Origin of the sequence: Paractinoplanes aksuensis, assembly GCF_024137025.1 — a bacterium.
Classification (GTDB): domain Bacteria; phylum Actinomycetota; class Actinomycetes; order Mycobacteriales; family Micromonosporaceae; genus Actinoplanes; species Actinoplanes aksuensis.
Genome location: NZ_JAMYJR010000037.1, coordinates 114,292 through 126,689, shown reverse-complemented (window position 1 = coordinate 126,689; position 12,398 = coordinate 114,292). Strand labels below are relative to the sequence as shown.

General features: G+C 67.5%; 10 protein-coding genes. 4 read left to right on the top strand and 6 right to left on the bottom strand.

Annotated elements, in window-relative coordinates; genetic code table 11:
- Positions 1-83: 83 nt before the first annotated feature.
- From M1L60_RS33005 to efeU, 5 genes are all read right to left on the bottom strand, one after another.
- Positions 84-1,649: a DHA2 family efflux MFS transporter permease subunit gene (locus M1L60_RS33005; protein ID WP_253241469.1), complete on the bottom strand. Its 1,566-nt coding sequence runs from the start codon at positions 1,647-1,649 to the stop codon at positions 84-86.
- A gap of 145 nt (positions 1,650-1,794) precedes the next feature.
- Positions 1,795-2,166: a BlaI/MecI/CopY family transcriptional regulator gene (locus M1L60_RS33000; protein ID WP_253241468.1), complete on the bottom strand. Its 372-nt coding sequence runs from the start codon at positions 2,164-2,166 to the stop codon at positions 1,795-1,797.
- A 31-nt stretch (positions 2,167-2,197) separates the two neighbouring features.
- Complete coding sequence (gene efeB, locus M1L60_RS32995; RefSeq protein ID WP_253241467.1) at positions 2,198-3,433, bottom strand: iron uptake transporter deferrochelatase/peroxidase subunit; 1,236 nt, start codon at positions 3,431-3,433, stop codon at positions 2,198-2,200.
- Between the two features lie 62 nt (positions 3,434-3,495).
- Positions 3,496-4,629 carry an iron uptake system protein EfeO gene (efeO, locus tag M1L60_RS32990; RefSeq protein WP_253241466.1) on the bottom strand — a complete coding sequence of 378 codons (1,134 nt, stop codon included), beginning with the start codon at positions 4,627-4,629 and terminating at the stop codon, positions 3,496-3,498.
- 7 nt (positions 4,630-4,636) lie between these two features.
- Positions 4,637-5,467: an iron uptake transporter permease EfeU gene (gene efeU / locus M1L60_RS32985; RefSeq protein WP_253241465.1), complete on the bottom strand. Its 831-nt coding sequence runs from the start codon at positions 5,465-5,467 to the stop codon at positions 4,637-4,639.
- 239 nt (positions 5,468-5,706) lie between these two features.
- Here efeU and M1L60_RS32980 point away from each other — a divergent pair, with 239 nt between their 5' ends.
- The 4 genes from M1L60_RS32980 to M1L60_RS32965 all read left to right on the top strand — a co-directional run bounded on the left by M1L60_RS32980 (position 5,707) and on the right by M1L60_RS32965 (position 11,288).
- Positions 5,707-7,278: a glucuronyl esterase domain-containing protein gene (locus tag M1L60_RS32980; protein ID WP_438862182.1), complete on the top strand. Its 1,572-nt coding sequence runs from the start codon at positions 5,707-5,709 to the stop codon at positions 7,276-7,278.
- 259 nt (positions 7,279-7,537) lie between these two features.
- Positions 7,538-9,400, top strand: coding sequence for an SCO2524 family protein (locus M1L60_RS32975; RefSeq protein ID WP_253241464.1), 1,863 nt, complete (start codon positions 7,538-7,540; stop codon positions 9,398-9,400).
- Complete coding sequence (locus M1L60_RS32970) at positions 9,400-10,317, top strand: SCO2523 family variant P-loop protein (RefSeq protein WP_253241463.1); 918 nt, start codon at positions 9,400-9,402, stop codon at positions 10,315-10,317. Before M1L60_RS32975 ends, M1L60_RS32970 begins: the two co-directional genes overlap by 1 nt.
- A complete protein-coding gene (locus M1L60_RS32965; protein ID WP_253241462.1) occupies positions 10,314-11,288 on the top strand; it encodes an SCO2522 family protein in 975 nt (324 codons plus the stop codon). The genes M1L60_RS32970 and M1L60_RS32965 overlap by 4 nt, the downstream gene beginning before the upstream one ends.
- On the opposite strand, the gene M1L60_RS32960 is transcribed toward M1L60_RS32965, so the two are convergent.
- A complete protein-coding gene (locus M1L60_RS32960; protein ID WP_253241461.1) occupies positions 11,289-12,260 on the bottom strand; it encodes an SCO2521 family protein in 972 nt (323 codons plus the stop codon).
- Positions 12,261-12,398 lie beyond the last annotated feature (138 nt).

Below are 12,398 nucleotides of genomic sequence, written 5' to 3'. Positions count from 1 at the left end.
TCGTTGTTCGCTTTTGTACGGCCACGGAAGCGAAAACACCCCGCCTCGCCAGAAGCGAGACGGGGTGTTGGAAAACGGGATGATCAGTGCATCATGATGGGCGCCTCGACGGCCTGCTCGCCCGCCTCCCCGGCCGGGGGACGCTTGCGGGGCAGGAACGCGATCGGGATGAACGTCGCCAGCACCAGCGCGAAGCCGACCCAGAACGTGGTCGCGAACGAGTCGGCCGCGTACTGCAGGCCGCGCTGCAGGATCTCGGGCGGCAGCGGGATCTGCGCCCCCTGCTGCACGCCGATGGCCGCGGCGGCCTCGGTGGTCGCCTCACCCGTCTGCGGGTTGGTCAGGCCCGGCACGTCGGGCGAACCGTTGAGCCGGCTGGTCAGGATGACCGACATGATCGCCGTGCCGATCGAGCCGCCGATCTGCTGCAGGATGTTGACCAGCGTGGAGCCACGGGCCACCTCGAGGGGCTGCAGCGTCCGCAGGGCCGAGGTCATGATCGGCATCATCGTGCCGCCCATGCCGAGGCCCATCACGAACAGCGAGCCGCACAGGAACAGGTACGACGTGTCCGTGCCGACCTGGGTGAAGCCGAGGAACCCGACCGCGATCAGCGCCATCGCGAACGGCACCGTGCGCCCGACCGGGATCTTGTCGGCCAGCATGCCGGCGATCGGCATGGTCAGCACGGCGCCGATGCCCTGCGGCGCCATCAGCAGACCGGCGTCGAGCGTGCCCTCACCGCGCACCTGCAGGAAGTAGCTCGGGAACAGCAGGCCGGCGCCCATGAAGGCGATCACGAAGACGAACAGCGACAGCGACGCCACCGACAGGTTGCGGTTCTTCAGCAGGCGCAGGTCGAGCAGCGGGTGCTTGGGCTTGAACGAATAGAACACGAAGGCGACCACGAGCACGGCGCCGATCAGCATCGTCGTCCACACCTTGGTCGCCGTGATCGTGCCCTCCTCGGGCAGCGACGAGACGCCGTACAGGAACAGGGCCAGACCCGGCGAGAGCATCAGCATGCCGACGAAGTCGAACGACTCCGACGCGTGCGGCTCGTCCTTGGGCAGCGCGAACTGCGCGTAGACGAGCGCGATGATGCCGATCGGCAGGTTGATCAGGAACACCCAGTGCCAGCTCGCGACCTCGATCAGCCAGCCGCCCAGGATCGGGCCGCCGATCGGGCCGAGCAGCATCGGGACGCCCAGCACGGCCATCAGCCGGCCGATGCGCTCCGGGCCGGCAGCGCGCGTCATGATCGTCATGCCGATCGGCATGAGCATGCCGCCGCCCAGACCCTGGATGACGCGGTACGCGACCAGTTGCTCGATCGAGCCGGCGGTGGCACAGAGCACCGAGCCGAGCGTGAACAGCAGCAGGGCCATCATGTAGAGCCGTTTGGTGCCGAACCGGTCGGCGGCCCAGCCGCTGAGCGGGATCACCGTGGCCAGGGCCAGGGTGTATCCGGTCATGGTCCAGGCGACCTGCGCGTACGTCGCGTCGAACTCGCTCTGGAAGGTCGGTAGGGCGACGCTGACGACGGTGATGTCGAGGATCGACATGATCGCCCCGAGTACCACCACCCCGGCGACTTTGAGCACCGCGGCATCGAGCTTGGCCGGTGCCGCGGCGGATTGGTCGGTCACGAGAGAACTCCCCCAGTTTCTGCCTTCTCAGCCGCGCGCCATACGAACCCCCACGCGCGCACAGAAGCGTCCATGCTGCCACTGCTTCGTTTCCAGCAGCATCCCGTTTTCAGCATGCCCTCAGGAAGCGAGTCACCCGCGCGTTTCAGCCTTCGGAGGGATCCTCTTCCAGAAGTTCACGCAGCAGACGCTCGTCGTCGGCACTGAGATTGCTTACGAAACGGCGCAAAACCGTCGCTCTGTCGGGTTCAACCTCCATCAGACGGCTCATCCGATCGGCGACGAGGCCGGCCGGGGCACTCAATGCCCCGTACCGAAAGGCCCTTCCGTCCCGATGTCGGGCCACCGCGCCCTTCTCGAACAGGCGCGTGAGAGTCGTCACAACTGTGCTGTAGGAGAGCGATCCGTCCGGTTCGAGGGCATCACGGACCTCACCGGGAGTCAGGGGCCGCAGCGCGGCATCGAGCACCGTCATGATCTCGGTCTCGAGTTGACCGGGCCGCCGCCTGCCGCTCACCGGGAGACCCTATCGATGCTTCCTGTGAGACTCATGCAAAGAGCGAGCGCCCCCAGAAGTCGTCCGCCGCCGGCAGGCCCGGCGGGCAGGCGAAGAGACCGCTCGATACGTGCCGGATGTATTCGTTCATCTCGTCCTGCCGGGCCAACCGGGTCTGCACCGGCACGAACTGCCGGTGCGGGTCCCGCTGGTACGAGATGAAGAACAGCCCCGCGTCGAGCCGCCCCAGCCCGTCCGACCCGTCGACGAAGTTGTACCCACGCCGCAGCAGCCGGGCGCCGTTGTTCTGGGTCGGGTGGGCCAGGCGCACGTGGGCGATCGGAGCGATCAGCGGTTCGCCGTCGTCGCCCCGCACGGCGAAGTCGGGCTCGTCGAACTCGCCGTGACCGCTCAGCGGCGCGCCCTCGCCCTTGTCGCGGCCGACGATCGTCTCCTGCTCGAGCAACGAGGTCCGGTCCCACGTCTCGATCAGCATCCGGATCTTGCGGGTGACCAGGTACGACCCGCCGGTCATCCAGTCCGGCCCGTCGCCCGCGCGCACCCACAGGTGGTCGTCGAGCAGCGTGGTCTCCTCGGCCTTGAGGTTGGCCGTGCCGTCCTTGAAACCGAACAGGTTGCGCGGGGTCGCCTGCGCGGTCGAGGTCGACGACGTCCGCCCGAAGCCGAGCTGCGACCAGCGGACGCTGACCACGCCCATGCCGATGCGCGCGAGGTTGCGGACGGCATGCACCGCCACCTGGGGATCGTTGGCGCAGGCCTGTACGCAGAGGTCCCCGCCCGAGATGGCCGGGTCGATCGTGTCGCCCGGGAACTTGGGCAGGTCGGCCAGCGCGGCCGGCTTCCGGTCCCGCAGCCCGAACCGGGCGTCGAACAGGCTGGGCCCGAAGCCGATGGTCAGGGTCAGATCGGCCGCGGGCAGGCCGAGCGCCTCGCCGGTGTCCTCGGGCGGCGCCTCGCGCAAGCCGCCGACCGCGCCCAGTGTGCCTGCCTCCTGGCCCTGGGTCATGCGCGCGGCGGCGGCCGTCCACGACTCCAGCATGTCGACCAGCGCGGCCCGGTCTTTGGTGATCACGTCGAACGCGACGAAATGCAGCCGGTCCTGCGCCGGGGTGATGATGCCGGCCTGCCGTTCGCCCCAGAAGCTGATCCGGTCGGGGGCCGGGGTGGCCGCTGGTTCGCCACCCTCGGCGCGCCAGGCCACAGCGCCGGCCGCCGCCGCGGCCACTGCGCCCGCACCGGCCAGCCCGATCACCCTGCGCCGCTTCATTGTTCAAGACCCTTCCCACGTACGACGAAAGCCGGGCCCGCCGAGGGGCCCGGCTTCACGAATCACTTGCCGGCGACGAGCGCGGCCACCTTGCTGATCGGCTCGGAGAGCGCGTTGATCTCGTCGCTGAGCGTCTTGAGGTCGGCCTGGCTGAGCGTGTTGTGCAGCTTCCAGCCGTCGCCGTCGCGGTGCTTCTCGAGCGCCGCCTCGACCGCCGCGAACCGCTCGTCGAGGGTCTTGACCAGGGCCGCGTCCTTCTCCTCCAGGGCCGGGCGCAGCGCTGCGATGGCCGCCTGCGAGCCCTCGACATTGGCCGCGAAGTCCCACAGGTCGGTGTGCGAGAAGGTGTCCTCCTCACCGGTGATCTTGCCGGTGGCCACCTCGTCGAGCAGGCCCTTGGAGCCGTTGGCGAGCTGCACCGGTGAGAGCGTGACGGTGTTGGCCTTGTCCACGATGGTCTTGACGTCGACGAGCAGCTGGTCGGCGGTCGGGCCCGACTTGCTGACGTCCTTGGCCACCCACAGGCCCTTCTCGATCTTGTGGAAGCCGGTCCACTCCTGGCCCGCCTCGAGGTCGGCCTCACGCGCGTCGATCTTGGGATCGAGGTCGCCGAAGCTCTCGGCCACCGGCTCGATCCGCTCCCAGTAGGTGCGGGCGATCGGGAAGAGCGCCTTCGACTTCTCGATGTCGCCGGCCTTGACCGCGTTGACGAACTCGGTGGTCTTGTCGATCAGGGCGCCGGTCTGGCTCTTCACGTAGCGCTGGTAGTCCTTCGTCGCCTGGGCCAGCTTGGCGTCCTCGGTGAGCGGCGCGGCCGAGCCGGAGACCTGGAAGGCGTTGCGGATGCCCTTGCCGATCATGCCGGGCTTGCAGGCCGTCTCGTACGTGCCCGCGGCCAGCTCGACGATCAGCTCGCGGGACAGCCCGGGGGCGATGTTCTCGATCTCGCCCATCACCCGGTCGCCCGGCGCGTAGACGTAGAACTCGGTGACCTTGTTGCCCTTGTTGGCGATGGTGAACGTCGTTGTGCCGGCGGCGGACTCGGCCGTGGCGACCCTGCACTCGGTGTCCGAGGCGTCAACGGCGATCTTGTCGCTCGACGCGGCGTCGGATCCGGAGTCGTTGCCGCCGCACGCGGCAAGCGGGACCGCCGCCGCGGTGGCGGCCACGAGGGCGATCAGGCGAGGGGTGCGCATGGTTCTCCTATTTGCTCAGTGCAGGCGCTTGCGTGAGGGCCGGTCGTTGCGGCCAGAGGAAGATCACTAGTACGGGGATGCCGTAGGCGAGCCAGGCGATCGTCTCGAGCACCGTGGGCGCGGGCGTGAAATTGACCATGCCGCGCAGCAGTTCGGCGTACCACGCCTCGGGCGGCCACGAGGCGCTGATGTCGAACGCCGTGTTGTTGAGACCGGGCAGCACCCCGGCCTCCTGGAAGTCGTGCACCCCGTACTTGAAGATCCCGGCCGCCACGAGCACGAGCAGCGCGCCGGTCCAGGTGAAGAAGCGGGTGAGGTTGATCCGCAGCGCGCTGATGTAGAGCAGCCAGCCCAACACGATCGCGGTGAGCAGCCCGAGTGAGATGCCGATCAGCGGGCGGACGCTGTCGGTGGCCCCTTGCGCCGCCGCGTAGAACAGGATCGAGGTCTCGAGGCCCTCGCGGATCACGGCCAGGAAGGCCACGCCGACGATGGCCCACGGCCCGATGAGAATCGCGTCCTCGAGGCGTCCGCGCAGCTCCTGACCCATCTGCCGGGCCATCCGCCGCATCCAGAAGATCATCCAGGTCACGAAGGTGACCGCGACCAGCGACGCGATGGCCTCGAAGAGCTCCTGGTGCAGGAACGACAGGCGGGCCACGCCGAACTGGAGCAGCGCCGCGAAGCCGATGGAGAGCACGGCGGCCACGGCGACCCCGCCCCACACCCACTTGAGCAGCGGCCGCCGGTCGGTCTTGACCAGGAACGCGACCAGGATGGAGACCACCAGCGTGATCTCCAGCCCCTCACGGAGCCCGATCAGGTAGATGGCGGTCATGGAACTCCTCAGGTAAGCCAACCCTAACTAGCTGAGGCTTACCTTCTTTTATTCAGTTGTAGAAGTCAACTCACGCTCGATAACGGATGGGTGCCCGGAAGTTTCAGTGATGGTTCACCACGGACGAACTTGCGTGTGCCGCGATCAGGTCGACCGAAACTTCCGGTAGCTATTGACTTCTTTCGATGGCTCGTCTGAAACTCGGGAGCGCTCCCAACTTCCCCGGAAGGAGAAGCCTCGTGATCGTCCGCCCCCGGATCCGCTCGTCGATCGTGGTGCTCGCGACCGCACTCACGATCGGCGTGGCGGTCATGGCCGTCCCCGCCTTCGCCGCCCCCGAGAACGAAGGCTCGGCCTGCGCCGCCCCCACCCTCCCCGACGCCGGTTCGCTGCCCACCAACGCCAAGCTGCCCGACCCGTTCCGCAAGCTCGACGGCACCCGCATCACCACCCGCGCCGAATGGACCTGCCGGCGCAACGAGATCAAGCGCCTGGCCGAGAAGTTCGTGTACGGCGAGAAGCCGGCCCGGCCGCAGTCGGTCACCGGCACCGTCTCCAGCACGTCGATCACCGTCAACGTCACCGACCAGGGCCGCAGTTCCAGCTTTTCGGCCCGGGTCGAGCTGCCCAGCGGCACCGGCCCGTTCCCGGCCGTCGTCGTCCTCGGCGGGTTCGGCGCCGACACCGCCGCGATCAAGGCGGCCGGGGCGGCGGTCATCAACTACGACCCGTACGCGGTGGGCAAGGAAGGCACCGGCCGCAGCAACAAACAGGGCGCGTTCTACAGCATCTACGGCGCGACCAGCCCGACCGGCCTGCTCATGGCCTGGTCATGGGGGGTCAGCCGGATCATCGACGTGCTTGAGCAGTCCGGCGGCAGCGTGCTGCGGGCCGACGCCACCGGCGTGACCGGCTGCTCCCGGTTCGGCAAGGGTGCCTTCGTGATCGGGGCGTTCGACCAGCGCATCACCCTGACCATGCCGATCGAGTCGGGCACGGCGGGCGCGCCGATCTTCCGCGGGGTGCCCGGCGAGGGTGCGCAGAGCCTGTCCTCCGCGTACGGGGAACAGCCGTGGCTCGGCGACGCGTTCGGCACGTTCACCGGCAGTCCGAACCGGCTGCCGGTCGACACCCACCAGATCGCGGCGATGGTGGCGCCACGCGGACTGTTCATCATGGACAACCCACACATCGCGAACCTCGGGCCGCGGTCGGCGAGCGTGGCCGCGCTGGGGGCGGCCGAGGTCTACCGGGCTCTCGGCGCAGGCGACAACATCTCGTACTGGTCGGACGTCAGCGACGGCACGCACTGCGCCGACCGGGCCGAGTGGCGGACGCCGTTGCAGCAGAACATCCGCAAGTTCCTGCTCAAGACCGGCAACGACCCCGGCGCCATCCGGATCTCGAGCCGGGCCCAGGGCCGCCTGGCCGACTGGGTCGACTGGACGACGCCGGCGCTGGACGGCAGCACACCGCCCCCGACCACGCCGCCTCCGACGACACCACCGCCGACCGCTGGTGGCGCGTGCGCCGCGACCGCTTCGCTCAACGCCTGGACCGGCGGCTTCGTCGCCACGATCAAGGTCACCGCGGGCGCCACAGCGGTGAACGGCTGGAGCGTCGGGGTGACGTTGCCGGCGGGCACGACGATCAGCAATTCCTGGAACGTGACGCGGAGCGCCACCTCCGGAGCGGTGCGATTCGGCAACGTCGAGTTCAACGGCCGCATCGCCGCGGGGGCCAGCACCGAGTTCGGCTTCCAGGGCAATGGCTCGTACGGAAACCCGGTCTTGACCTGCACTTCGCCCTGAGAACCGCCGAAGGCCGGGCATCTCAGGGGGATGCCCGGCCTTTCGCCCCGTGCTTGTTGCGATCCAAGGTCGAGATTGGCTACAAGATCAATTCCAAGTGTCACCGGCTGGTGGTACTTGTCCCAGGTCAGCGCTCACTCGCAGAGTAATTGCCAACCGTCTTCTGGCCACTGTCGACTAAGCTGTGGTCAATCGCCTCCAGCCGCCACTCGTGGGATCACCCGGGCGTGGCAGTCAAGTCGTGGACGGGGTTCAGGCTATGAGATTGCAGCCGCGGCAGCAGTTGTTGGATGTCTGGGAGGCCCTGGCCCGAACCTCCTGGGACAATGGTGAGTGGGCCTCCGGCGGCCGATTCGGCGGCAACTCGATCAGCGACGCCGAGCAGCTACTTTGCCTGCTCCTTCCGGCCACCCAGATCGAAGCATTCAACCTCGACCGTCCCGACCAGACGGCCGACCGAATGGTGCACGCGTTGCGGCGGATGGGTACCGCCACCGATATTCCGCGCGTAATAACCAAGCTGCTGAACGACTATTTCGAGCGCTATACCGAGGACGGCACAGCGGTGTTCTCCGGCGGCAGCTACTACGAGCTGCTCGAAACAGACCACGTCGACAAAACCGCGCCGCCCGAGCTGCAGGGCCTCCCGATCGTCGACTCGTACGCCCTCTCCATCACGCTCTCCCTGGCCACCCTCGGTTTCGTCCGGGTCTACCGGCGATCGGTGACCCGGGAAGACATGCGATCGGCGATCGGCGGACTTGAGGCGGCGGCCAGCCTGCGGTTGAGCGCGGCCATGGTCGGCCTGCTGCGCAGCTTCTCTGTCAACGTCTTCGCGGTCGACTCGCCGGAGGGCGACCGGCTCTGCACCACCGTCAATCAGAACTCGATGCCGCGCCGCGCCGTGGTCCACCAGCTCCATCTCCGGCTCCGTCAGACCATCGCCAGTTTCCGCGAGGTCCTGATCGGATCCGGCCAGACCAACGACCTGGAACTGCCGGACCGCCTGTTCGAATGCGGCTGGTCGTGGACCGTCGTCCGGGGCGCGCCGAAGATCGACACCGTGGAGAAGATCGGTGAGCAGGCCCCCGGCGTCGGCCAGGACAAGCCCTACCTCTACTTCACGGTCATCGCGCTCAACGCGGTCGAGAACCTGTTCTCCGAACGTACGCGCATCCTGGGTCTGCTCAACGAGGAACAGCAGCGCCTGGCTCGTGCTCTCCAGCTGCGGTCCGACCTGACCCGCACCTACTGGGCGACGGTGGCGACCTTCGGCGAGAGCGGTAAGTGGCCGCTCGAGAACATTCCCTGGCGAACGACCGACGGCGAACAGTCCGACTACTTCACCCTCCAGGTGACCGCCCTCGCGGTGAAAGGCCTCGAACAGGTCCGCAGCAGCGACGCCGAGCTCGCCCGGGTCGGACGCATCCTGGCCACGCTGGCCGAGCGCGCGCGCATCACGAGCCGCGCGGTCGTGGACGACCCCAACCTGGTCATGCACTACCCCGGCGTGCGGCTGGCCCTCGGCGGCAGCGACGAACCGGTCGACACTGACGAGAAGCTGCCGCTGCTGGCTTGGTCGGTGCCGGAGTTCGCGGCGCTGCTGCTGCTGCGCTCGGCCAACGTCGCCGCACTGATCGGCGACCCCGAGGAACGCTCACGCCTGCTCGATCTGGGCGACCAGGTGTGGGACCACCTGGCTCGGCGCCGGCTGCAGTCGGGCCAGGGCTCCGGACTGTGGGACGACGCGTCCCGGGTCTTTCCCGAGCTGGGCCGTTCCGGCCAGAAGACCTCCTGGTACTACACCGAACGTGTGGTCGAGGCGCTGGTCACCGTGGCCAAGGTGCTCGACCAGCCGCCGAGCCGCAACGAAGAGCTAGCCAACTATGCCGGCGATCTCCTGCGTGAGGCCGAGCAGATCTACGACCGCGAGCTGCTCAACGGCAGTGCCGAGGGCGGCCCCGGGTTGCGCAACACCTTGCAACGGGTCGACATCACGTTGCGCCGGGCCCGCGAGATCCGCACCGAGCGGCCCGGTACCTCCGCCGCACTGGCGCTGGACATACTGCGGGAGCTCGACCGGCTCGATGCGGCCCGCGGCGATTCTTTCTCGGAGGCCTGATGCTGATCTTCGCAGCCTCCGACAAGGGCGGCACCGGCCGCTCGGTGACCAGCAGCAATGTCATATACCGCAGCGCTCTGCAGGGCAACGACGTCTGCTACCTCGACTTCGACTTCGGTTCGCCGACATCGGGGGCTATCTTCGATCTCGGCTCGGTCGAGCGCGGGACCAAGGTCGGCGGGTTACACGCCTATCTGCGAGGCATCACGGGTGCGCCGCAACGGCTGGACATCTGGGAGGAGTCCGACCGCCGCGAGCTACGCGGCCGGCCGGCCGGCGCTGGCCGTATGGTGCTCATGCCGGGCGACATCGCCAGCGGCGAGTTCAGCCACTCCGCCGAGACGGTCGAACGCTGTTGCAGCCTCTTCCTGCGACTCGACGAAGAGTTCGACCTCTGCCTGGTCGACCTGAGCGGGGGCCGGTCGCACGCGCTGGAACTGGTCCTCGCCGCCACGGCCCATCCGTCGATGGAGGCGGTGAAGAGCCGTTGGCTGATCTATCACCGTTGGACCAGGCAGCACGTGATCGCGGCCTCCGGCCTCGTGTACGGCGATCGCGGCATCCTGACCACCGGCGAGGAGCTCGGTCACAGTGCGCGGACGCTGAAGAACACCCTTCGGTTCGTCCACACCGCCGTCGTCAACCCCGACTCCGTCGAGTTGGCCGGTCTGCAGCCGGAACAGGTCGCTTGGCTGCGCATCTGCGACGCGTACCTGAAAGACCTGGCCGGTCAGTTGCGCGTCGGGCGCTCACTGCTGCTCGGCAGCATCCCCCTCGACCCCGTTCTGCAGTGGCGCGAGCAGCTCATATCCGACAACGACGTGCTGATGCGGGGTATCGCCAATGAGGCGACGAGGGCGGCGTTCGAGAAGCTAGCTAGAAACATCGTGGACGACTCGGCCTGGGAGCCGCAATGACAAACTCCTGGTCCGTCGAAACTCGGGAATCGTTAGCGCAGCGACGCGCGGAATCGACTCCGCTCTCTCACCTGTCGATCGAACTCGGGCACCTTTACTTCGAGGAGTTCAGGACCGGCTTCGACGGTCTTGCCGCCTACTTCGAGCGCATTCGCCCGTGGGTCGAGGCGGCGACGAACATCCTGCGGCGCAGGGTGCCGTCGCACCGGCCCCGGGTCAGTACCTGTTTCCTGGTCGACGACTATTTCACCCGGTTCAGCACGCCGGCCGAGGTGCTGCCGCTACTGATCAAGGCAGCCGAGAGCCAGAACGTCACGATCGACTACATCGCCCGGGAATGCGGTTGCGCAGTGGCCGACGGCGTTCCGCTGGCCGATCTCGTACTCGACCGGATCGTGCTGGATCCGCCGCCGGGGAGCACCGGCGTGCGCCCTCCCGCCACGATGTCCGGGTGGTTGTGCAACGGCCAACGTAGTCCCGATGTGATGACCGGCACGGCCATGTCCGGCGCCGACCGGCGCTGGCAACCTCCGACCGAGAACGGTCCGCTCAACAACCATTCGATCTTCCTCGACGTGCAGCTCTGGGACATGCGCGGCCAAGAGAAGGTGTGGTCCTGCGCCTACCTTGCGGCCATCTGGCAACTGTTACGGCTCGGCCTCCTCCGATACGACGGCCAAGTCGTCGCCCGGCCGACGGCGGTGGAACAGTTTCCTGACGAATGGGAGCGCCTTCCCTCGATCGTGAAGATCAATCCGGCTGCGGATCCGTTCAGTGCGTATTCCACATTCTCCGTGCTCGGGCATCGATTTCTCAACGTCGAGCACGCCGTGCGCACCATCCTTCAGCAGGTCAACGTCGAGCAGGTGGTGGCCGACCAGGTAAGTTCCCGTGCTCAACGCGAAGGCCTGCAGCTCCCGGCCGAGGTGTGGCAGCGCATCGAATACCTCTTCGTGGCCGACCGAGACTGATCAAGCAGCCGTCGTCCTGCCGGTCCGGTCTGCTGCGTGCGCCGTAGCCTCGAGCAGCGCGATCGTGCTCAGATTGAGCTGATCGCGGATGCGGTCGACACACGTCCGCCACTGATTCGAGAGGTTCGCCTGCCGGTCCAGCGATTCCCAGAGCGAGAGCAGAGTCACATCGACACGGGCACTGGGCATCCACAGGTGCAGCAGGAACTCGACTGCCGGGTGCAGCATGGACATCAGGTGCGGGCGGTTGCCCGGTGCCTCCAGGCTGCGGTCGAGCAGCGACAGCACCACGGTCAGCAGCCAATCACGCCGGGCCAGTTCCTCGGCGAACGTCAGCATGGCGTCGGCCGGCAACTCGGCCTCGAGTGCGCTGTCGACACGCACGAGCAGCGTACGGACGGTCTTGGACTCGATAACGAACGAGACACTGTTCAAACCGTCAGGTGCCCGCGACACGGCCCACCGTAGAACCGTGCGGCTGCTGCGGAAGGGACGCAGACGATCGAGCAATCGGGACGCCTGAATCTCGTCGATGGCGCGGTCACTGATAGCCCCGACATCAAGCGCTGAAACCCCTTGTCGATCCCCGAGGAACCCGTCGGCGACGTCGGCCAGGTTGACCTTGCCGATCGGTTCGATCGTGCCGGGCCGGGCCAGGTAGTGGGACCACGGAAGACGCAGGCCGTGCCGACGAACCTGTTCGATCTTGGCGTATGAAGAGCCTTGGACGCAGTGCCCGCCGGTCACGATGGCGTGGCTGACTATAGTGCCGACGCCACGGGCGCTACGACCGGAGGATGACGGCAGGTCGCAGTCAACGCCGGTCAGCTTGTCCGGCGAGACGGCCTGCGCGACCGGGCGCTCGAAGCGGCGCACCCGCTCACCGACGACGAGGTCGAGCAGCGCGGAAACGCGTTCACTCGAAAGTGCGGTGGAGTTCTGCAGGAGTCCGGTATGGATCTCGCCGAACATCAGTGTGCCGGGGTGCATAGCTTTGGCATCGTTGGGTCACCTGGCCTCTCCGGAATCTTCCAACCCGATTCCAACCCACCGCGTCGTCTTTCACAACCATTCAGCCTGACCCGTCATCCTTCTTAGGCGGTCCGCCAG

Bases quoted from the DNA above. Each gene is read 5' to 3' on its own strand.
- M1L60_RS32975 (WP_253241464.1), top strand. From the start codon at position 7,538: ATGAGATTGCAGCCGCGGCAGCAGTTGTTGGATGTCTGGGAGGCCCTG.
- efeB (WP_253241467.1), bottom strand. From the start codon at position 3,433: ATGAAGCGGCGCAGGGTGATCGGGCTGGCCGGTGCGGGCGCAGTGGCC.
- M1L60_RS32965 (WP_253241462.1), top strand. From the start codon at position 10,314: ATGACAAACTCCTGGTCCGTCGAAACTCGGGAATCGTTAGCGCAGCGA.
- M1L60_RS32970 (WP_253241463.1), top strand. From the start codon at position 9,400: ATGCTGATCTTCGCAGCCTCCGACAAGGGCGGCACCGGCCGCTCGGTG.
- efeU (WP_253241465.1), bottom strand. From the start codon at position 5,467: ATGACCGCCATCTACCTGATCGGGCTCCGTGAGGGGCTGGAGATCACG.
- efeO (WP_253241466.1), bottom strand. From the start codon at position 4,629: ATGCGCACCCCTCGCCTGATCGCCCTCGTGGCCGCCACCGCGGCGGCG.
- M1L60_RS32960 (WP_253241461.1), bottom strand. From the start codon at position 12,260: ATGTTCGGCGAGATCCATACCGGACTCCTGCAGAACTCCACCGCACTT.